Consider the following 20,924-nt stretch of genomic DNA (forward strand, 5'->3'; position numbering starts at 1 on the left):
GTCACTCCACCGGGCCCGGCTGCCTGGCACGCGACTGCCGCACCGCTTCACGGACGTGCCGCGGATCCGCGGCCACCGCCGTGTCGTAGACCCGCAGCACCTGTTCACAGACCGTCGTCCAGTCGTACCGTGCCACCCGCTCCGAACCGGCCGCTGCCAGCTCCGCCCGCCGATCGGCATCCCGGAGCAGGCCACGCAACGCCCTGGCGAGCGCGGCGGGGTCTCCCGGTTCGGTGAGCACCCCGGCGTTCCCGTCGTCGAGTACCCGCCGGAACGAGTCCAGCGCGCTGGCCACCACCGGGGTACCCGCCGCCATGGCCTCGGTCAGGATCATGCCGAAGCTCTCCCCGCCCAGGTTGGGCGCGCAGTACACGTCCACACTGCGCAGCACGCGTGCCTTGGTCTCGTCATCGACCTGGCCGAGCAGCTCGATGTGCTCGCCCAGCCGCTCCCCCGCCTGCCGGAACAGCACATCCTGCTCACCCCTGCCGACCACAAGCAGGCGTAGCTCCGGGAACTCCCCCGCCAGGCCGTCCAGCGCCTCGAGCAACACGCCCATACCCTTGCGGGGTTCGCTGTACCTGCCGACGAACCCGATCGTGCGGCCCGGCCGGGGATAACCGGGAAGCGGTTCGGCCGCTGCGAAGAGCTCGGTGTCCACCCCGTTGGGAATCTCCACCGCATCGCCGCCCAGGTGCTCGACCTGCACGCGGCGCGCCAGCGCCGACACCGCGATGCGCGCGGTGATCTTCTCCAGCCACGGCCGCAGGAGGGGCCCGAATCCGGACAGCGTGCGCGACTTCATCGTCGAGGTGTGAAACGTGGCCACGATCGGGCCGTCGGCCACAGCCAGGGCCAGCAACGACAGGCTGGGCACGGTGGGCTCGTGCAGGTGCAGGACGTCGAAGTCGTTGTCCCTGAGCCACCGGCGCACCCTGGCGAAGGCGAGGGGACCGAACTGCAGCCGCGCGACGGAGCCGTTGTACGGGATGCCCACTGCCCTGCCGGAGGGGTGCACGAAATCGGGCAGCTCCTCGGCCGCGCCGGCGGGCGCCAGCACCGAGATCTCGTGTCCCCTGTGCAGCAGCTCATTGGCCAGGGCGGTCACGTGACCCTGAACCCCGCCCGGTACGGCGAACGAGTAGGGGCAGACGATTCCTATCCTCACGACGGCCCCAGCTCTTCCGCGTCCGGCTCCGACCCGTCCGCTATCTCCCCCGCACCCCCTCGAGCGCCGGACAGGTCGGCAAGCCACAGCTTCTGCAGCATATGCCAGTCAGCAGGGTGAGCTGCGATGTCTCCCGCGAAGCAGTCGGCGAGCAGCTGGGTCGCGGAGGCCACCTCGTCCCGGCTGTCGACCCGGATGCGCGGATGGATCCGCAACCCCCATCCGTCATCGGTGAACCAGCTGCCGACGGGTAACAGGGCAGCGCCGGTATCCGCGGCCAGCCGCGCCGGCCCGGCAGGCATCCGCGTGCGCTCGCCGAAGAACGTCACGTCGATACCGGCCGAGGTCAGGTCGCGATCGGCGAGCAGGCACACGACCCGATTGGCGCGTAGCCGCTCGCGCAACGTCGCGTAGGTCCGGACACCACCGGAGAGCGGGAGGATCTCGAATCCGAGCGACTCGCGGAACCGGACGAACCGGCGGTACAGCGACTCCGGTCGCAGCCGTTCCGCCACCGTGCTGAACCGGCCGGAGTAGCGTACGAGCCACACGCCTGCCACATCCCAGTTCCCGCTGTGCGGCAGCGCGACGATCACACCCCGCCCTTCGCGCAGGGCAAGGTTGAGGTTGTCCACCCCGTCGATGCCCTCGCTGACCTTGCGATACAGCTTGTCCAGATCGACGGCAGGCAGCCGGAACACCTCCTGCCAGTATCTCCCGTAGGAACGCAGCGCCTTGCGCGTCAGCTCGTCGAGCTCGTTCGGCCCCGCCTGCGGCACCACCCGCGCGAGGTTCCTGCGCAGCTGGCGTGCCCCCGGGCCGCCGCGCCGGGCAGCCATGTCGCCGCCGACGGCGAACAACGTCTCGGCCACCTTCGCCGGTGCCGCCCTGACCAACCACCACCCGGTCACGTAGGCCAGCTCCCGGCTGCGCGAACCCAGCCACTGCCACGGCGTCGTCATCGACCTGCCTCCCGGGCCGAACGATGTGCGGCGACCACGCGCTGTACGAACGTCGCCGTGGACAACCCCACGAGTATCCACAGCGCGATCTCGACGGTGTGCGGGATCCCGAAGCCGTGCAGGCCGGTACCGACGAGGGCGATGATCAGGCGTTCTGGCCGTTCGATCAACCCACCCTCCGCGGTCAACCCGGATGCCTCGGCCCGCGCCTTGACGTAGGAGATGATCTGGGCGAGGACGAGTGCGAGCAACGCCGCCACCGCCGCGGTCCGGTTGTCGTCCACGACGAAGCACCACCAGGCTATCGCCCCGAACAGCGCACCGTCGGCCAACCGGTCGCCGGTCGCGTCGAGCACAGCACCGAACGCCGTCGGTCGCCCCGTCGCGCGGGCCATGGCACCGTCCAACAGGTCCAGCATGGCGAAGCCCCAGACCACGAAGGTCCCTACCAGCAGCATCCCCAGCGGGAACAACACCAGCGACGCCACGACCACGCCTGCGGTCCCGATCAGCGTCATACCGTTCGGGGTCAACCCGGCACGGACCAGGGTGCGCCCGATCGGATCGACGACCCGGGACACGGAGGCGCGGGCAAGGACGTTCAGCATCGGTTCGTAGACCCTCACATCTGTAACTGCGCGCTCGATACGGTGCGGCCCAGCCAGCCTAGCTGGCGACCGCTCCGCCACCGGCGTCGCCGTCGCGTGCGCGCGTGTCCCGGTGCCGGGCCCGCGCGGCAGCCCCTCAGTCCGCTCCTTCGCCCGCATCGGCCTCGACTGCCTCGCACTCCTCGGCGAGACCGTCGATGATCGCGCCCGTGATCTCGCCCAGCCGGTGCACCTGCTCGGCGTCGAGCACGTCGAACAGCGCCTTCCGGACCGCCTCGACGTGATCCGGAGCTGCCGCTTCGAGCACCGCCCTGCCCTGCTCCGACAGCGTCGCCCACGCCCCTCGTTTGTCGGAGGGGCACGAGGTGCGTACGACCCACCCTTTGGCTTCCAGCTTGGTCACGGCGTGCGAGAGCCGGCTGCGGGAGAACCGGGACCGCACAGCGAGCTCGCTCATCCGCAGCGTGCACTCCGGCGCCTCGGACAGCGAGACGAGGACCTCGTAGTAGGTGTGCGGGATTCCCGCGTCCTGCTGCATACGCCGTTCCAGGTACTCGCTGAGCATGCTGGTGGCGGCGAGGTACTTACGCCACACGCGTTGCTCGTCCTCGGTGAGCCAACGCACTCCCTCGTTCATACCGGCATCATACCCCTTGGTTGAAGCTTCAAGTATCTATCGTTACTATGTTGTTGAGTCTTCAATGATTCGATGTTCAACAACCCGAAGGGAACACGCATGACTACTGCCACCACCGCACTGCCCACCGGAACGTGGGTCATCGACCCCGCGCACTCCGAGGTCACCTTCAAGGTCCGGCACCTGGGCCTTGCCCGGGTCCGGGGCGAGTTCACCGCGTTCCGCGGGCAGATCGTGACAGGCGAGAGCGTGACCGACTCGACGGTGACCGCCGAGATCGACGTGGCCTCACTGGATACCGGCAACGAGAACCGTGACCAGCACGTGCGCTCGGCGGACTTCTTCGACGCCGAGAACCACCCGACGATGAGCTTCCGCTCGGTGAGCATCACTCCCGACGGCGACGCGTACCGCATCGACGGTGAGATCTCCTGGCGCGGGTACACGGTTCCGGTCAGCCTGCACACCGAGTTCCACGGTGTCGGGCAGAACCCCGCGAACAACGACGCGACAACGCTCGGCGCCTCCGCCGAGGCGACCATCAACCGGCTCGACTTCGGCGTCGGGGAGCCCGGCAACGCCATGCTCAGCGAGCAGGTGAAGATCATTCTCGAGATCGAGGCCGCCCTGCAGTCCTGAGCGCGGCCCGCACCGCGTGAGGTGCCGCGTGCAGGTGTACGCGGCACCTCACGCGGACTTGGCGTCGACCACCGCCAGGGCGAAGCCGTCGTACCCCTTGCTCCCCACCGTTTGCAGCACGGTGGCCGTCAGGCGCGGCTCTGCCGCGATCAGCTCGTGCATCGCGCGCACGCCACGCACCGTGGGATCGTCGCTGTCCGCGTCGAGCACGGCACCACCCCGGACCACGTTGTCGACGACGATCACCGCCCCCGAACGCGCGAGGCGAACCGCCCAGGACACGTACTCGGGGTTGCTCGGCTTGTCCGCATCGATGAACACCAGGTCGAACGGGCCGGCGCCCTCGGCCTCCAGCTGCGGGAGCGTCTCGAGGGCGTTGCCCACCCTGATGTCGACCCGAGCCCCGAGGCCCGCGGCGACGATGTTGGACTCGGCCACGGCGGCGTGTGTCGGGTCCACCTCGAGGGTGACCAGCGTCCCGTCGGCGGGCAGCGCCCTGCCGAGCCAGATCGTGCTGTAACCCCCCAGCGTGCCGATCTCCAGGATCTTGTCGGCTCCCTGCATCGTGGCCAGCAGGTTCAGGAACTGCCCTTGAGTCGCTGACACGCTGATCGGCGGAAGGCCCGCGTCCTCGCAGGCCTGCAGCGCCTCGGCCAGGTTCTCGTCTCGGCCGATGAGCAGTTCGGCGACGTACTCATCGACGTCGGTCCAGGCTGTGCTACTCACAGAGCCCGACGCTACACCGACTTCCACGCGTCCGCGAGCAGGATCCTGGTGTCGGCCAGCAGCTGCGGCAACACCTTGGTGTGGCCGATGACCGGCATGAAGTTGGAGTCACCGCCCCACCGTGGCACCAGGTGTTGGTGCAGGTGCGCCGCGATGCCCGCCCCCGCGATGACCCCCTGGTTCATCCCGATGTTGAAGCCGTGCGCCCCGGACACCGACCGGATCACCCGCATCGCTCGCTGGGTGAACTCCGCGACCTCGACGGTCTCGTCCTGGGTCAGCTCGGTGTAGTCGGCAACGTGCCGGTAGGGCAGCACCATCAGGTGCCCCGGGTTGTACGGGTACAGGTTCAGCACGGCATACACCCCGTCGCCACGCGCGATGATCAGCGCTTCCTCGTCATCGAGGTCGACCAGGCGGCAGAACGGACAACCACGCGGCTGGTCATCCTCGGCCTTGTTCTCGCCCTTGATGTAGGCCAGCCGGTGCGGCGTCCACAGCCGTTGCAGCGCGTCATCGACGCCGACGCCGTCCTGTTCGACGAGTTCGGACTCCGCACCCACCGAACCACCGCCTCGGCAGGCCTCGTCGCCCGCGCGCTCGCGGCCCGCGTCCGTCATCCGTGCTGCTCCGCGCTCCTGCTGACAGCCTCCCCGAAGCTGTCGGCCGTCGGTGCCACGTTCTCCTTGCGCTCCACCCAATCCACGATGGCATGAACGGCCGTGGATACCGAAACCCCGTTGATCTGACTGCCGTCCCTGAACCGGAACGACACAGCGCCTGCCTCGACGTCGTTGCCGCCGGCGAGCAGCATGAACGGCACCTTGTCGGTGGTGTGGTTACGGATCTTCTTCTGCATACGGTCGTCGCTGGTGTCGACCTCCGCCCGGAGACCGTGCGCCCGCAGCTGGTTACGCACGTCGAGCAAGTGCGGTATGTGCTCCTCGGCAATCGGGATCCCCATCACCTGTACCGGAGCCAGCCACGCGGGGAAGGCCCCCGCGTAGTGCTCGGTGAGTACCCCGAAGAACCGCTCGATCGAGCCGAACAACGCACGATGGATCATCACGGGCTGCTGCCGCGACCCGTCGTGCGCCGTGTACTGCAGGTCGAACCGCTTGGGCTGCTGGAAGTCGACCTGGATCGTGGACATCTGCCATGTACGGCCGATGGCATCGGTGGCCTGCACCGAGATCTTCGGGCCGTAGTAGGCCGCGCCACCCGGATCCGGAACCAGCGCGAGCCCGGAGGCCTCGGCCGCCTCGCGCAACGCCTCTGTCGCTTCCTCCCACTCGGCGTACTCGCCGATGAACTTCGGGGAGTCGTCGCGTGTGGACAGCTCGAGGTAGAAGTCCTCGAGACCGAAGTCCCGCAGCAGATCCAGCACGAAGGTCAGCAGGTTCCGCAGCTCATCCTGCATCTGCTCCTTCGCGCAGTAGATGTGCGCATCGTCCTGCGTCATGCCGCGCACCCTGGTCAGCCCGTGCACCACACCGGACTTCTCGTAGCGATACACCGAGCCGAACTCGAACAGGCGAAGCGGCAGCTCCCGGTACGACCGCCCGCGGGAGCGGAAGATCAGGTTGTGCATGGGGCAGTTCATCGCCTTGAGGTAGTAGTTCACCCCGTCCAGTTCCATCGGGGGGAACATTCCGTCGGCGAAGGACTGCAGGTGGCCGGAGGTCTCGAACAGGTCCGCCTTGGTGATGTGCGGGGAGTAGACGAACTCGTACCCGGCTTCGTCGTGTTTACGCCGCGAGTAGTCCTCCATGGCGCGCCGCACCACACCACCCTTGGGGTGGAACACGGCCAGGCCGGAGCCGATCTCCTCGGGGAAGCTGAACAGGTCCAGCTCACCGCCGAGTTTGCGGTGGTCGCGCCGCTCGGCCTCGGCGAGCATCTCCAGATAGTGGTCCAGGGCCTCCTGGGACTCCCATGCGGTCCCGTAGACCCGCTGCAGCTGCCTGTTGCTGTCGTCGCCACGCCAGTAGGCGGCGGCCACCCGGGTCAACCGGAACGCGGGAATGTGCTTGGTCGTCGGAACGTGCGGCCCGCGGCAGAGATCGCCCCACTTCACCTCCCCGCTTCGCGGGTCGACGTTGTCGTAGATGGTCAGCTCACCACCACCGACCTCCATGACCTCGGAGGTGTCGACGTCCCCCTTGTCGTCGACGAGCTCCAGCTTGAACGGCTCATCGGCCAGCTCACGCTTGGCCTCGTCCACCGAGTCCACCACGCGCCGGGAGAACCGCTGGGACGACTTGATGATCTGCTTCATGCGCTTCTCGAGCGCGCGCAGATCCTCCGGGGTGAACGGGGTGTCGACGGCGAAGTCGTAGTAGAAGCCGTCCCGCACGGGCGGTCCGACGCCGAGCTTGGCATCGGGGAACTGCTCCTGCACGGCCTGGGCGAGCACGTGCGCGCAGGAATGCCGGAGGACACTCCGCCCGTCCTCGCTGCCTGCCGTGACCGGCTCCACCTCGGAGTCGACCGTGGGTACCCAGGACAGGTCGCGCAGCGAACCGTCCTCGTCGCGCACCACCACGACCGCGTCGGACCCCTTACCGGGCAACCCGGCCTCGTGCACGGCTGTCCCCGCGCTGGTGCCAGCAGGAACCTTCACGCGTGGCACGGGCACGGACTCGGACAGTTCGTTCACTTCGGGCTCCCTGACGACGATGGCACGACTACAGCTCCACGCTCCGGCGGGCGGAGCCGATTTTACCTGCGCGGACTCGGCGGTACGCTGCGGGTTTACCGAGCAGGCCCGGGTGCCCCACCAGCCGGGGTCACGAGGTGCGGCGTGTGGCATGCGCCAGCCGCCGCACACGCCAGACCGCGTACACCCCGCCGAGCGCCATCGCCCACGGCACAGCCGTCACACCCCAGCCCGCCGCCAGCAGCACCGCCGCGAGCAGCAACCCGATCAGCGCGTCGACGAGCCTGGCTGTGAATACCGCGCGGGAGTGCCGCCGAGCGACCAGCTCGGTGACGTAGGGCAGGCCGGCTCCCCACACGGCCAGGTAGGCGACCCAGCCGAGCACCAGCAACCGGTCTACCCCGGTCCCGGTCATCAGCGCGCCGACCGGTCCTGCCAGCGCGACGAGCGCACCCCCCGCGCCGAGGGTGCCGACGGTCAGTATCCCCACGGAGCGGGTGGTCAGGCGCCCGGTACGGGCCAACCCCTCGCGCTCGGCCGAGGCGAACCTCGGCAGCAGGTAGCTGCCCGCGCCGTTGATCACCACCTGCAGCGGCGCCACCACGAGGCGCGCCGCCTCCAGCATGCCGACCGCTGTCAGCGACAGCAGGTTCGCCACAAGCACGCGTGCGGCCAGCAGCGCCGCGGGCCGCAGGCCGGCCTGCGCCGAACGCCACGCGGCGAACGAGGCAAGCTGACGCAGGCCACCCGTAGCGGGCCGCAGCCCGCTCCACTCCCTGCGCGGCAGGTGCGCCAGTCCGGTGGCCACCGAGGCGAGCGCGCCGACGGCCATCGCGGTGAACAGCGCGAGCAGGCTGACCGCGGCCAGCCACCGGAACACCCCCAAGGTGACGAGTGTGCCGAGCAGGTACACGCAGTCGTTACCCACCAGGGCACCGAACTCAAGCCGGGCGATCAGCAGCCTGCGGACCGACTCCTTGCACAGCCAGCACGCGAGCATCGCCGGGTAGGCGATCACGAGCGCGGCGTCGGCCCCGCTCACGACCAGCACCGCACCGGCCGCGATGGCCGCGCACAGCAGTATCCCTGCCAGCGCGCTGGTGACCAGTGCCGAGCGTGTCCGCGGCTCGTGGCGGTCGAGTACCGCCAGGCTGTCGCCGACATAGCCGGTGTAGACGGCTGCCGCGCTCACCAGCAGGGCGAGGAACAGCGCGAACGCGCCGAACTCGGCGAGTCCGAGCGAGCGCGCGGCGACGACCTGGAGCAGCAGGCTGGTACCCGCGGTGAGCCCCTGCGCGACGACCGGAGCACCGACCTTCGCGGAGAGCCGGCCTACCCGCTGCAGGCCGGCCGCGAGGTCACCGCCCGCCATGCCGCTGTGACGGGGTCGCGAAGGTGAACACGTACCCGGCGATCGAACCGCCGATCATCTGTAGCTGATCGCGCAGCCGCAACAGCTCATCGGCCGAGCTACCGTGGCTGACGGTGATCACCACACCGTCGGCCTCGCGCAGCAGCGGGGTGGACTCCGGAGCGATGTCCGGGGCGGACGTGTCGACCAGCACCATGTCGTAGCCGGAACGCAGGTGCTCGGCCAGCGCACGCAGCTGACCGGCACGGAAGAACTCGGACGCTCCCTCCGCGTAGTGGCCGGCGGGAATCACCCAGTACCCGATGCCGTACCCCAGGTTGACCGGGCGCACGACATCGCGGACGTCGGTCAGTCCTGCCGCGACATCGGTCAGCCCGCCGTGTTCGATCCCGTCGAGCCGCAGCGTGGCGGACAGGTCACGGCTACGCAGCGCGGCGTCGACCACGAGCACCCGCAGTCCCGCGCGTGCCGCCGCGTTGGCCAGCTGCATCGTCGTGGTCGTGCTCCCGGAGTCCGGCAGCCCGGTAACCGCGAGCACCCCGCGCTGCACCACCTGCTGCACGCTGGCCAGCGTCAACCGGTACGCCTTCGCCGGTTGCAGTTTCGGGTCGAGCAACGCCCTCCCGTCTTCGGTTCCGCGCCGTTCGATCTCGCCGAGGACCGGCCCGTCCACGACGGCCGCGACACTCGCCTGGTCGGTCAACCGGCGGTCCCGGTCCGCGCGCACCCACGCCACCGCGGTCGCGAGCACCACGCCGAGGGCGAGCCCGATGGCGCCGTCCCGCGGCACCGTCATCGGGATCGTCCCGGCTTCGGGGTCGGGCGCGTGCACGAACGCCACCCCGTCGCCGAGCTCGTTTCCGGCCAGCCGGATCTGGGTCGCCTGCCTGTCCAGCTCGCTGAGCGTCTGCGCGGCTGCCGTGGTGTTGGCCTCCACGCGGCTGCCGGCCACCTCGTCGGGCAGCGCGTCCTCCACTGCCTCCCGACGCTCGGCTATCGTTTCGAGGGCGCCACTGACACGTTCCTCGAGTCGCTCACCCGACAGTTCCCGGTACGCGGCGACCACGGCCTCGGCGAGCCGCACCGCGTCCTCGTGCGACGCCCCCTCGACCTCGACGACGACGGACTCCCCTGTGCCGGACTCCCGTGCGGTCACCGCGCGCCGCAACTCCCGCAACGACCGTTGGTCGGCCAGCTCCTCCCTGGCGGCACCGAGCACCCCGTCCGAGGTCATCAGCAGGGCCTGCTGGTTGACGTAGCGGCTGAACGCCGACTCGCTGGAGGAATCGACGCCGAGCAACCCCGTCTCGTCAGGCGGGTTCAGTACCACGCGCGACTGCACCGTGCTCGCGCTGCCCACCAGCAAGGCGACGAGCACGCTGATCACGACACAGCCGAGGACGATCGCCGTCGAGCTCCAGCGATACCGCCACAGCGAGTCCAGCACGCGGGGACTCGACTGGTCATCCATGTCTCGCGCTCCGATGCTCGGCACAGCCGGATCCGTCCTTACCCGTCGAGCCTGTCACCGACGTCGAGCCGGCTCACGCCGGCTCGATCAACCGGGGCCCGGCTGCTACGCACGGTGACAGATTCCCAGGCCGTAACGAATCATGCCGTCCGCACGACAAGGTGGGCAACGGGCAATACTCTCGTGGGGGGTCAAAACACCATTCACGCGGGTGGCGTGTGCCATACTCCAGCACCCCGAGCCGCCCACGGGACCGAGCATGTATGGGGCGGGATGACGAACGCGACGACACCCGATTTCACCGCGGCGCTGGCCAGGCTGCGTGACGCGCAGAAGGGCACCAAGGGAGCGCCTGCCTACTCGCGCTTCATCAACCGCGAAGCGGGCCGCGTGCTCGCGGCCGCCGCGTTCACGGCCAACCTGACGCCCAACCAGGTCACCGCCGTCAGCGTCGTGTTCACGTTCGGCGGGATCGGTCTCATCGCGACAGCACCTCCGAGCCCGCTACTCGGTCTGGCCGTGGCCGTGGCCCTCGTGCTCGGTTACGCGCTCGATGCCGCAGACGGGCAGCTCGCGCGGCTGCGTGGTGGCGGCACGCCCGAAGGGGAATGGCTCGACCATGTCGTGGACAGCATCAAGATATCCGCACTGCACCTCGCCGTGCTCATCGCACTGTACCGGCACTTCGACGTCGCCACCGAGTTCCTGCTCGTCCCGCTCGGATTCCACCTCGTAGCCGCCGTCGCGTTCTTCACGATGATCCTCAACGAGCAGCTGCGGCTCCGCCACACACCGCCGGGCCGGGTGGCGGGCGAGACGGGATCGTCGCCCGTTCGCTCGCTCCTCGTCGTTCCCACCGACTACGGCGTTCTGTGCCTGCTCTTCCTCACTCTCGGCTTCAGCCGGGTCTTCCCCATCGGCTATGCGGCGTTGTTCGCCGCCAATGCCGCCTTCCTGGCCGCCGCACTCGTGAAGTGGTACAAGGACGTCTCCGCGCTCGGACGACCCGGCACGGCACCGGAGGACCAGCACACCTCATGAGCATCATCGGATATGCCCCCGGAGCCTACGACCTGTTCCACATCGGGCACCTGAACCTGCTCCGGCACGCCAGCGAGCGCTGCGACCACCTCGTCGCGGGCGTGGTCACCGATGACGTGCTGGAGGCCGCGAAGGCGCAGCGGCCGGTGATCCCGCTCCACGAGCGTATCGAGATCGTACGCAACATCCGCTATGTCGACGACGCCGTCGCCGACCCGTACGTCGACAAGTTCGAGTCGTGGCGCCGGTACCGCTTCGACGTCCTGTTCAAGGGCGACGACTGGCGCGACACACCGGCCGGCCGGCGGCTCGAGGCGTTGTTGAGTGAGGTCGGCGCTCGCGTGGTGTATTTCCCGTACACCGTGCACACCTCGAGTACCGCCCTCCGGAGGTTCATCGCGATGTCCGGTTCGCAGTCCGGTTCGTACCGAGAGACCGGCGGCTGACGTGCTCCGAGGCCGCTCACTGACGCGCACCCTGCATACCCGCTCGGCCACGCGGTACCTGGCACTGCTCGTACTGCTCGTATCGCTGGCTGCCGTGCTCGTCCTGCAGATGTCCGACGGCTCACCGGTACGGTCCGGCACCGAGCCGGCAGGCGAGCGCTACCAGGAACCGCCACTGGCGGGAACCGACGCCCCGGTGCCGGACGGCGCGCTGCGGGTGGCCACCGACGGCGCCGACAACAACCCGGGTACCGCCGATGCGCCACTCCGCACGCTCGGCGCGGCGATCGACCGTGCTGAGCCCGGGGCGACGATCGTCCTGCGCGAAGGTGTCTACCGCGAGTCCGTCGGCATGGTCGGCAAGAGGGTGACGATCCGCGCCTACCCCGGCGAGCGTGTCTGGTTCCGCGGCAGCACCCCGGTGGACGACTGGACCGGCAACGGGCAGTACTGGGAACACACGGGCTGGGTGCCGGACTTCTGCCGCGACTGCTTCGTTCCGGAGATCATCGATCCGGAACATCCCCTCGCCGGTCGGCCCGACATGGTGTTCGTCAACGGTACGCCGTTACGGCAGGTTTCCGGGCGCGACGAGGTGGAGCCCGGCACGTTCTTCGTGGACACGGACGACCCCGCGGTGGTGATCGGCGACGACCCCACCGGCGAGCTCGTCGAGGTCGCCACGCACGACCACCTGCTGCAGTTCGACGGAGCCGAGGCAGCAGGTAGCGCCATCGTCGGCATCGGGGTCGCCCAGTACGCCTCGCGCCAGGACTACGGCGCGCGCTCGGCGATGGTCGTCGTCAACGCCCCGGATGTCACCGTCGACTCCGCCGCCTTCGTCTCGTCGGCCTCCACCGGCCTCGCGGTGTTCCAGCCCGATGTCACCGTCACAGGAACGTGGCTCGGCGACAACGGCCTCGTGGGACTGCTCGCCAACCGCGCCGACGGCCTCGTGATGACCGACAACACCGTGACCGGCAACAACCTGCGACGGTTCACGCTCAGCGGTGAGGCCATCGGCGCCGCGGGAACCAAGATCACCCGGACCGCACGCCCGCACGTCGCGCGGAACACGTTCACCGGCAACCTCGCCACCGGGTGGTGGTGCGACCTCGGTTGCACCGATGCCACCGTCGTGCACAACGTCTCCACCGACAACCTCCGGCACGGGCTGTACTACGAGGTCTCGTCCCGAGCGCTGATCGCATCGAACGCCCTGGCCGGCAACGGCGGGGCCGGGTTGAAGATATCCAGCTCCGACGACATCGGCGTGTACCACAACACGTTCGCAGGCAACGACCTGAGCACGGGAATCTACAACGATCCCCGAAGCCCGGACTCCGATGCGTACAGTGCCGGGCTCGGCCTGACGTGGCTCACCGAGGACGTGCGCCTTGTCAACAACTACATCACCCAGCACATCGGCCAACGCCCGGTCATCGACGCGGTCGATGGCAAGGACGACCCAGCGGGCAACCCGCCGTTCGTGTCCGAAGCCGAGGGCAACGCCTACCTCTGGTCCTCTTCGGACGAGCGTGGCCACCTGCTGACCCTCGTCATGGGCGACGGCGAACGCGTCGACTTCACCTCGCTCGCCGAGCTGCGCGAGGCGACCGGCTTCGAACGTTCCGGTTCCGAGCACGAGCTCACCGCATCGCCGCTGTCCCCCTTCGCCGATCCCGGTGACGGCGACTTCAGCCTCCGCACGGACGCGCCCGGGCGGCGCGCGGGCGAGCCGATCCCGGCCGACGCTGCCGCCGAGCTCGGCATCGACGACGGGGACACGCCCGTCATCGGTGTACTTCCCCGCCCGTGACGCCCTGCCGTTCGCGACGCCGGCACGCCGGTCACAGCGAGGAGCTCGGCGAGCGCAGCACCTGACCATCGCCGTCGACGACCCTGATCCAGTAGGTGCCCGACCGCGCGTCCCTGTCCACGAACCGCTGTTCGGGCCGGTCCCACGGACGCGACTCGACGGTGACCTCGTGGATCGGTTCGTCGGTACCCTCGCGCATCACCTGGTACGTCATCTCGCCGTTCTGCGCGTTCCACGTGGCGTCCCAGCGGATGACCGGGCTGCCGAAGATCGGGAACGTCCGGCTCAACCGCGGTGCGGGGAACGGGAACTGCGGCCCGTTGTCGACCGCGCCGTCGACTCCGCGGGCCCCGAACCGGGCCAGGGACTGCTGTTGCCTGCTGTCCCTCGAATGCGTGTTCACCCCGGTGAACTCCCCACCGACGACGACATACCGCCCGTCGGTGTCGATCGCCCAGGTACCCTGCTGGAAGTAGCTGTCGGCGGGTCCGCTGTTGGTGTTCGGGAACCACGGCAGCACCTCCGGAACCGGGTCGCCTTCCTCGACGTGGTTGTGGTCCCGTTGCGCCGTACCGCGCGCATCCGCGGTCTGCGCGAGCAGCCGGAAGTAACGGAAGTCCGACCCCTCCTCCGGCACGGCGCCGCTGGCCTCGCAGTCGTGGGCGTGCGAGACGCTGTAGAGCACACCGCCCGCGACGGCCGCACCGAAGCTGTCCCCGTAACAGCCGTCCCACCAGCGGGCCCTTCCGGTGGCGATGTCCGCGGCCATGCGCCCCTCGAACCGTACGCTCCCGCTGCCGAAGTCGAAGGCACTCAACCATGCCGTACCCGAACCGTCGGTGACGATGTCCGTGACGGCCTCTCCCCCACCGGGTACTTCTGCCTCCCACGGAACGAGGTCGCCTTCCGTCGCGTCGACCGCTGTCATGCCCTGCCGGTCAGCCCCGTTGACCGTGCCGAACCGGCCCCCGAGTACGACACGGTCCAGCTCAGGCACCGCCAGCAATGACCAGACTTCGCGGTCCGCGCGGGGAGACCACTCGAGGAGCTCGCCTCCGGTGTCCACAGCGGCCAGCCTCGCGCGCTCGCTACCGCCCACGGTGCCGAAGTCACCCCCGAAGTACACGGAATCGGCGGTGGCCGACACCGATCGGACGCGGCCGTCGGCCGCCGGGTCGAACGGCTGGAGGTTCCCGTCAGCGATGTCGAACGCGGCCACCCTGGACCGCCACTGCCCGTCGATCCTGTCGAAGTCACCACCCACGTACAGCGTTTCCCCGGATGGATCGGCCTCGATGTCGAAGACCGAGTCGCACACCCACCGGTCCTCTCCTGTACCGGTGCACCAGGCCGCGAGGTCATCGTTCGACGAGCTGAACTCGGTTCCGTCCACTTCGGGGGACCAGTCAAGCAACCGGCCGGTATGCAGGTCGAACGCCAGCAGGTTCTGCCGCTCCACCTCGCCGGGCCCGCCCGGTTCCTCGCCATAGGGCCGGGCCGTGTCGAAACGCCCGCCCGCGAACACCGTGTCGCCGACGATCGTGATCGCGAAGACCGTCCCGTCGGTCTGCGGCGCGGGCATGGCGCCGGCCGTCACCGGCTCGGGAGGCGGGTCGGGCTCGGCCACCGAGGGAACCGTTACCACCATCGCGCCGGCGAGCGACGCGGTCAGCACGGTGACCGCCCACCGTGTCACACGCATCTGTCGTCGACCTCTCTTCCTGTCCCTGTACGGCCCGCACCGGCATGTTCCCCTGGTCACACGCCCCACCGGAATGCCGATCTCGAATTCCTCGCCAGCCGCCCCGCCAGCGACTCGTAGGCCCCGGCGACCTCGTCCCAGTCGTAGCGAGCGGCCTCACGGCGCAGCGCCCGACCACGCTCGGCCGTCACCGCGGGATCGTCGGCCTCCGTGCGCGCGCACAGCCGAGCCAGCTCGCCCGGCGCGGAGAAGTACTGCCCCCGTTGCCCCAGTACCTCCCGGTTGAACCCGACGTCGTAGGCGAGCGTGACCGTACCCGCTCCGATCGCGCGCAGCAGCGAGGGATTCGTGCCGCCGACGGAGTGACCGTGAATGTAGGTCAGGGCGTTGACATAGAGCTCGTCGAGCAGTTCCTGATCCCACACCCCTCCGAGGAACCTGACTCGCTCGTCTCCGGCCGCCAGCCGGGTGAGGCGCGCGACGTACTCGTCGGCGTAGGGCGCCGAGCCGACCACGACCAGTGGGAACCGGCAGTCGCCTGCCCGGTACCCCTCGACGGCCGTGTGCACGTGGTTCTCCGGCTCGAAGCGCGCGACCACCAGGTGGTACTCGCCCGGCCGGAGCCCGTACTCGGCCAGCCGTGAACTACCGGTACCGTCCAGGACCGGGGCACCGTAGGCGATGTACTCGCTCGACGCGCCGAAACGGTCCATGTAGTACTCCTGGATGCCGCGCGCGTCCGCTATCAACGCATCCGACCATCGCACGGCCAACGACTCCGCGAGCCGGTAGTACCGGCGGCCCGCCCGCCCCCACTTCCCGCGTTTCCACTCCAGGCCGTCCACATGGGTGGCGACCGGAACCCCGCGCGCGCGGAGCACGGGCAGCAGCGGCGCGTTCGCCGCGTTGAACACGAACGCGGCGTCCGGCCGTCGGCGCGCGCTGTGCGCCGTGGACAACGCGGTATGACTCAACGTCTCCAGCGCCTTGTGCCGCACGGCAGGCAGGTGCACCAGGTGCATTCCCCGGTAGTCGCCGTCCCGGGCGGCCCGGCGTCCAGGGGACGTCGAACCGCGGCAGTACACCGTGACCTCGTGTCCGGCAGAAGCCAGGCGGCGCCCGACTTCCTCGACGCACGTCTCGAAACCCCCGTACCGCGCGGGTACGCCGCGCGTGCCGATCATCGCGATCCGCATCAACGAACCCGTACGGCACGGCATCGGTGGTACTCGCCGCGCATCCGCGCGCGCGAGGCCGGATCGTGCGGGTGATCTCCCGCCGCCCGACCGGCCTGTCGCCGCCTCGCTGGATCGGTACTCACGTTCCTCCCCTGCCTGCTCCCCGCATGCGCGGCCGGGTTACCTCGCGCGCAGCTGCCGGCGCAACGTTTCGGACAACCCACCCTGTATGTCACGTTCCGCCACGGATGTACGTCGCAGCCGCGACATCGTTACCCGGTCACGAGCAATCTGGGCGAAACGGCGTAGCCCGTTGCCCCCTACGGAGCACACCGCAGGCATGCGTGCGTCCCAGAACCCGCTGTGGCCCGACGGCGGCGGATCGAGTCCGTATCTCCGCACTACCCGGTAGGCTGGACGAGCCGGACAACGAGGACGAGGGATGCAGCTGCCCCGAAACCCACGAGGCGCCGCACGCGCCTTCCGACCACGACCGACCGACCGGCGGCCGTACTCCGCACCATGGTGGCCGTCGGTGTGCGTGCTCGCCGTGATCGTCGTGAGCGAGTTCCAGTTTCGCGTCCGTGACGAGGACGAGGCGGTCTCCGGCAGACCCGACCTGTTCGTCCTGCTGGAAGTCGCCACCTACGCCTGCGTCGGCGCGTTCGTTCTGCTCCGCTTCCGGCCGCGACCGCGGCGGCGCAGGCCGGACGACGGGTTGGCCACGTACGCGCTCGGGTACGGCTTCGGCTGCGTCCTCGTCCTGTCCGCCGTGTACTCGCCCTATCTGTCGCTGGCCGTGGTGCGCGCCGGCCAGGTCGTCGTGGTCGTCGTCCTGTTCACCGCGCTCATGCGACACGTAGGCCCCGGAGCGTTGCACCGTGTCGCACACGTCTACTGCGTCCTCCTGGCGGCCGCTGTACTCTTCGGTGTCCTGGTGCCGTTCCCCCGCACGACCCAGCCGGACCGGTTCACCTGGCTGCACGTTCATCCGGTCCAGGCAGGCGAGATGCTGGGGATCGCCGTGGTGCTGCTGATCGCCTACCTGGTCACGCACCGCCTGGATCGCACCGGGCCTCGCTGGCCACTTCCGGTCTACCTGGCGTTGCTGGCGGCCTGCGCCGGTGGGATCGTCGCCACCCAGACCAGGGGTGCGGTGTTCGGAGCCGTGGTGGGAACGGCGGTGGTGGTGTGGACGAGATGGCGAGGCAGCCGCAAGGTGGAGGTCGGCGCGCTCGGCGCGGTCGTGCTCGGCCTGATCGCACTCACCAGCTGGCACGCCATCGGTGAGTTCGTCACACGCGGTGAGTCGGCCGAGCGGTTGTCGACCCTCAACGCCAGGACGGAGCTGTGGGCGCTCGCCATGGAGCAGGTGGCGCGCCATCCGCTGTACGGTTCCGGTCTCGCTGCCTCGCGTGGCGTCTTCCTGGAGGCCATGGGGCTCGGGGGAGGTCACAACGCGCTGGTGAACCTGCTGGTCGACACGGGGCTGGTCGGCGGGGCCATCTGGCTCGCGCTACTCGTGACGATCGGCGTCGCCGCCGCCCGCCTCGTCAACTCCACGGGCACGGTCCGGGTCGATGGCATCATCGTGCTGTCGGTACTGTGCGGCATGGTGGCGAACTCGGTATTCACCGAGGAGCTGGGAACCCCGGCGAACGCGGCGTTCACGTGGCTGTACCTGCTGCTCGCCTGGATCATCGTCGCGCGCGACACGGCCCGTCACCGAGACCGGCCGGTCCTGTAGACACACTGGGGAGGTTCGTTGAGCAGCACTGGCAGGGTCGCCCTCATGGTGCACCCCTCGGCGGAGCTGTACGGGTCCGATCGCATGTTCGCCGAGTCGGTCGCGGCCCTTGCCGAGCGAGGCTGGCGAGTGGTCGCCGCGCTGCCGCACGACGGACCCCTCGCCGAGCTGCTGCGCGAGCACGCGCACGTGGTGCACTGCCCCACCGCAGTCCTGCGCAAGACCGCACTGCGACCGGCAGGCCTGCTTCGGCTCATCGTGGACTCGGTACGCGCCACCCCGCGAATGCTGGGACTGCTCAAGGACAGCAGGCCGGACGTGGTATACGTCAACACACTTACTGTTCCACAGTGGATCGTCATGGCCCGGTTGTGCCGTAAGCCCGTCCTCGCCCACGTGCACGAGGCCGAGGACGAGGTCGCCGCGCCGGTCCGCGTCGCGCTGGCTGCGCCGCTGCTGGCCGCCCACACCGTCGTGGTCAACAGTGACGCGACGCGACGGTCGATCACCGCTGCACTTCCCAGGCTGGCGCGTACGAGCAGGCTGCTCTACAACGGTGTCGCCGGACCCGAGCACGCTGTACAGCTGCGCACGTACGACCCGAGTCCGGTTGGCCTGGTACTCGTCGGGCGGTTGTCGCCGCGCAAGGGCACCGACATCGCCGTGGAAGCCGTGGCCGAGCTGCTACGGGACGGCCACGACGTCACCCTCGACCTGGTCGGATCGGCCTTCACCGGCTACGAGTGGTTCGAGCGGCGGATTCGCTCCCGGGTCGACGAGCTCGAGTTGACCGGCAGGGTCTCGTTACGCGGCTTCACCGAGGAAGTCTGGCGGGCCTACGCACGGGCGGACATCGCCCTGGTTCCCTCCCGGGTGGAACCGTTCGGCAACACCGCCGTCGAGGCGCAGCTGGCAGGCGTCCCCGTCGTGGTCACCGACACCCAGGGCCTGCCGGAGACGGTCGCGCACGGCACGTACGGTTCGGTCGTACCGCGCGACGATCCCCGTGCGCTCGCGGACGCGATAGCGGCGATGCTCGACGACTGGCCGCACACCCGCCGCATCGCCGAACGGGCGCGATCGGCAGCGCTGGAACGCTTCGCACCGGCCACCTACCGCGCCGGGCTCGCCGGAATCGCCGCGGACCTGATCGAGCGCGACCGTGAACGGTGACATCGCCCGCGCGGCTAGTAGGCGCCCTTGCCGAACAACACGGCCCGCGCCGTCTTCCACAGGATCATCAGGTCCAGCGCGGGCGACCAGTCGTCCACGTAGCGCAGGTCCAGCCGCACGGCCTCCTGCCAGGACAGGTCACTGCGGCCGCTGACCTGCCACAGGCCCGTCATCCCGGGTTTGACGAGAAGCCGCCGCCCAACCACCGGTCCGTAGGCCTGGGTCTCCTCCGGCAACGCCGGTCGCGGCCCCACAAGCGACATGCTCCCGCCGAGGACGTTGACCAGCTGGGGGAGCTCGTCGAGGGAGAAGCGCCGCAGCACGGCGCCGGCACGGGTGATCCGGGGATCACCCCGGAGCTTGAACAGCGGGCCGTCCGCGTCGTTCTCGCGCGCGGCCAGGGCGGCCCGCTCGGCATCGGCGCCGGTTCGCATGGTGCGGAACTTCCAGATCGTGAACATCGCACCGTCCCGCTTCACCCTGCGTTGACGGTAGAAGACGGGCCCGGCGTCATCGAGCTTGATGGCGACGGCTATCGCGAGCATGAGTGGCGCGGCCAGCATCAGCAACGCGGCGGCGCCTACCCGGTCGGCTATCTCCTTGACCAGCCGTCCCGCACCGGTGAAAGCGGGCTGCGTGACACGCAGCATCGGGAGTCCGAGGATTCCGGTGACGTTGAGCCGCGTGCCGCCGACGTCCATCAAGGTCGGTGCCACCGCCAGCTCGGCCGGTGTGCCTTCCAGGTTCCACGCGAGATGCTGCAACCGCTCGGAGGTCCAGAACGTTGCCGGGGCCACGGCCACGACCCGGTAGCCGCCGTTGCGTACGTGGTCGGTCAGCGTGTCGTAGCCACCGATGACGGGGACGCCGTCGATCTCCCCGACGTCGTTCTCCCGGCCGTGTGCGACGACGCACGCGGCCTCCACCCGCCATCCGACGTGCGGGTGCTCGCGAGTCCGTGTGATCAGGTCGCGCACGCTCGCCACGTCACCCGCGGCCAGCACCGGCAGCAGGCACGCGCCCGAGCGCCGTGCCCGGTGCAGCAGTTGCCGCAGCACGTAGCGGGAGACCAGCAGCAGCACACCCATCGCGGGAACGGCCACGAAGACCCACGGCCGGGCGTCCGTATCGGGAAGGAACATTCCGATGAGCGCGATCACCACAGCGGCGGTGCAGGTACCCACGAGGACTGCCCGGTACTCCTCGACCCCTTCGTCGAGCACGGACTCGGCCCACGCACGGCGCGCCGGTAGCGCCGTCAACATCGCCAGCACCGTCACGACGGCCATCTCCGGGCGCGTCACCTGCCACGCCCCGAGTGCCGCGCCGAGAGCGCACACCGCGCCGAGAGCGAGGACCAGCAGCACGTCACCGGCGATCACCCTGGCGCGATACCGTCGCTCCCAGTCCAGCCCGGGCCCCTTGCCGCGCCTGCTGCCATGAGCCAGGTCGACGGGTGCCAGGTCATGGGCGGTATCGGGCGTCGAACCGGTAGTCGCTACCCCCTGCTGGTCCCGCACACGCTCTCCCTCAGATACCGGCGCTCAGCGCGGTGAACCGACCCGACCCGTAGCGC

At 69.5% G+C, this 20,924-nt stretch carries 18 protein-coding genes; 6 read left to right on the forward strand and 12 right to left on the reverse strand.

All coding sequences use genetic code 11. The features are described 5' to 3' along the window. Position 1: 1 nt before the first annotated feature. The 4 genes from H0B56_RS10840 to H0B56_RS10855 all read right to left on the reverse strand — a co-directional run bounded on the left by H0B56_RS10840 (position 2) and on the right by H0B56_RS10855 (position 3,375). Positions 2 to 1,168, reverse strand: a complete 1,167-nt coding sequence (locus H0B56_RS10840) for a glycosyltransferase (RefSeq protein WP_180892840.1) — start codon at positions 1,166 to 1,168, stop codon at positions 2 to 4. Further along, positions 1,165 to 2,130: a phosphatidylinositol mannoside acyltransferase gene (locus H0B56_RS10845; RefSeq protein ID WP_180892841.1), complete on the reverse strand. Its 966-nt coding sequence runs from the start codon at positions 2,128 to 2,130 to the stop codon at positions 1,165 to 1,167. The genes H0B56_RS10840 and H0B56_RS10845 overlap by 4 nt, the downstream gene beginning before the upstream one ends. Beyond that, positions 2,127 to 2,738 carry a phosphatidylinositol phosphate synthase gene (pgsA, locus tag H0B56_RS10850; protein ID WP_180892973.1) on the reverse strand — a complete coding sequence of 204 codons (612 nt, stop codon included), beginning with the start codon at positions 2,736 to 2,738 and terminating at the stop codon, positions 2,127 to 2,129. Before pgsA ends, H0B56_RS10845 begins: the two co-directional genes overlap by 4 nt. A gap of 136 nt (positions 2,739 to 2,874) precedes the next feature. After that, positions 2,875 to 3,375, reverse strand: coding sequence for a MarR family winged helix-turn-helix transcriptional regulator (locus H0B56_RS10855; protein WP_180892842.1), 501 nt, complete (start codon positions 3,373 to 3,375; stop codon positions 2,875 to 2,877). A 99-nt stretch (positions 3,376 to 3,474) separates the two neighbouring features. On the opposite strand from H0B56_RS10855, the gene H0B56_RS10860 reads away from it, so the two are divergent. Then, on the forward strand, positions 3,475 to 4,014 hold the full coding sequence (locus tag H0B56_RS10860) for a YceI family protein (RefSeq protein ID WP_180892843.1): 540 nt from the start codon (positions 3,475 to 3,477) through the stop codon (positions 4,012 to 4,014). Positions 4,015 to 4,062: 48 nt separating this feature from the next. Here the strand turns inward: H0B56_RS10860 and H0B56_RS10865 are convergent, their stop codons facing one another. The 5 genes from H0B56_RS10865 to H0B56_RS10885 all read right to left on the reverse strand — a co-directional run bounded on the left by H0B56_RS10865 (position 4,063) and on the right by H0B56_RS10885 (position 10,242). Beyond that, complete coding sequence (locus H0B56_RS10865; protein ID WP_180892844.1) at positions 4,063 to 4,740, reverse strand: O-methyltransferase; 678 nt, start codon at positions 4,738 to 4,740, stop codon at positions 4,063 to 4,065. A gap of 11 nt (positions 4,741 to 4,751) precedes the next feature. Beyond that, positions 4,752 to 5,360 (reverse strand): HIT family protein, encoded by a 609-nt coding sequence (locus tag H0B56_RS10870; protein ID WP_180892845.1) that lies wholly within the window; start codon positions 5,358 to 5,360, stop codon positions 4,752 to 4,754. Beyond that, on the reverse strand, positions 5,357 to 7,390 hold the full coding sequence (thrS, locus tag H0B56_RS10875; RefSeq protein ID WP_246361085.1) for a threonine--tRNA ligase: 2,034 nt from the start codon (positions 7,388 to 7,390) through the stop codon (positions 5,357 to 5,359). Before thrS ends, H0B56_RS10870 begins: the two co-directional genes overlap by 4 nt. Before the next feature lie 139 nt (positions 7,391 to 7,529). Then, positions 7,530 to 8,771, reverse strand: coding sequence for an MATE family efflux transporter (locus H0B56_RS10880; protein WP_180892847.1), 1,242 nt, complete (start codon positions 8,769 to 8,771; stop codon positions 7,530 to 7,532). Continuing rightward, a complete protein-coding gene (locus tag H0B56_RS10885) occupies positions 8,758 to 10,242 on the reverse strand; it encodes a cell shape-determining protein (protein WP_180892848.1) in 1,485 nt (494 codons plus the stop codon). The genes H0B56_RS10880 and H0B56_RS10885 overlap by 14 nt, the downstream gene beginning before the upstream one ends. A 273-nt stretch (positions 10,243 to 10,515) precedes the next feature. Between H0B56_RS10885 and H0B56_RS10890 the strand changes: the two genes are divergently transcribed. The 3 genes from H0B56_RS10890 to H0B56_RS10900 are packed head-to-tail and all read left to right on the forward strand — an operon-like array spanning position 10,516 to position 13,548. Further along, on the forward strand, positions 10,516 to 11,283 hold the full coding sequence (locus H0B56_RS10890) for a CDP-alcohol phosphatidyltransferase family protein (RefSeq protein WP_180892849.1): 768 nt from the start codon (positions 10,516 to 10,518) through the stop codon (positions 11,281 to 11,283). Beyond that, a complete protein-coding gene (locus H0B56_RS10895; RefSeq protein WP_180892850.1) occupies positions 11,280 to 11,729 on the forward strand; it encodes an FAD synthase family protein in 450 nt (149 codons plus the stop codon). Before H0B56_RS10890 ends, H0B56_RS10895 begins: the two co-directional genes overlap by 4 nt. A gap of 1 nt (position 11,730) precedes the next feature. Further along, positions 11,731 to 13,548 carry a right-handed parallel beta-helix repeat-containing protein gene (locus H0B56_RS10900; protein WP_343063845.1) on the forward strand — a complete coding sequence of 606 codons (1,818 nt, stop codon included), beginning with the start codon at positions 11,731 to 11,733 and terminating at the stop codon, positions 13,546 to 13,548. 31 nt (positions 13,549 to 13,579) lie between these two features. Here the strand turns inward: H0B56_RS10900 and H0B56_RS10905 are convergent, their stop codons facing one another. Next, positions 13,580 to 15,250: a hypothetical protein gene (locus H0B56_RS10905; protein ID WP_180892851.1), complete on the reverse strand. Its 1,671-nt coding sequence runs from the start codon at positions 15,248 to 15,250 to the stop codon at positions 13,580 to 13,582. A gap of 56 nt (positions 15,251 to 15,306) precedes the next feature. Beyond that, complete coding sequence (locus H0B56_RS10910; protein ID WP_180892852.1) at positions 15,307 to 16,446, reverse strand: DUF1972 domain-containing protein; 1,140 nt, start codon at positions 16,444 to 16,446, stop codon at positions 15,307 to 15,309. A gap of 517 nt (positions 16,447 to 16,963) precedes the next feature. Here H0B56_RS10910 and H0B56_RS23455 point away from each other — a divergent pair. Together H0B56_RS23455 and H0B56_RS10920 are read left to right on the forward strand one after the other, a co-directional pair. Continuing rightward, positions 16,964 to 18,175: an O-antigen ligase family protein gene (locus tag H0B56_RS23455; RefSeq protein ID WP_180892853.1), complete on the forward strand. Its 1,212-nt coding sequence runs from the start codon at positions 16,964 to 16,966 to the stop codon at positions 18,173 to 18,175. An 18-nt stretch (positions 18,176 to 18,193) separates the two neighbouring features. Continuing rightward, complete coding sequence (locus tag H0B56_RS10920; protein ID WP_246361027.1) at positions 18,194 to 19,348, forward strand: glycosyltransferase family 4 protein; 1,155 nt, start codon at positions 18,194 to 18,196, stop codon at positions 19,346 to 19,348. Positions 19,349 to 19,362: 14 nt separating this feature from the next. On the opposite strand, the gene H0B56_RS10925 is transcribed toward H0B56_RS10920, so the two are convergent. Next, complete coding sequence (locus H0B56_RS10925; protein WP_219632675.1) at positions 19,363 to 20,811, reverse strand: sugar transferase; 1,449 nt, start codon at positions 20,809 to 20,811, stop codon at positions 19,363 to 19,365. Positions 20,812 to 20,924: the final 113 nt, after the last annotated feature.

This window comes from Haloechinothrix aidingensis, from assembly GCF_013450155.1.
Classification (GTDB): domain Bacteria; phylum Actinomycetota; class Actinomycetes; order Mycobacteriales; family Pseudonocardiaceae; genus Haloechinothrix; species Haloechinothrix aidingensis.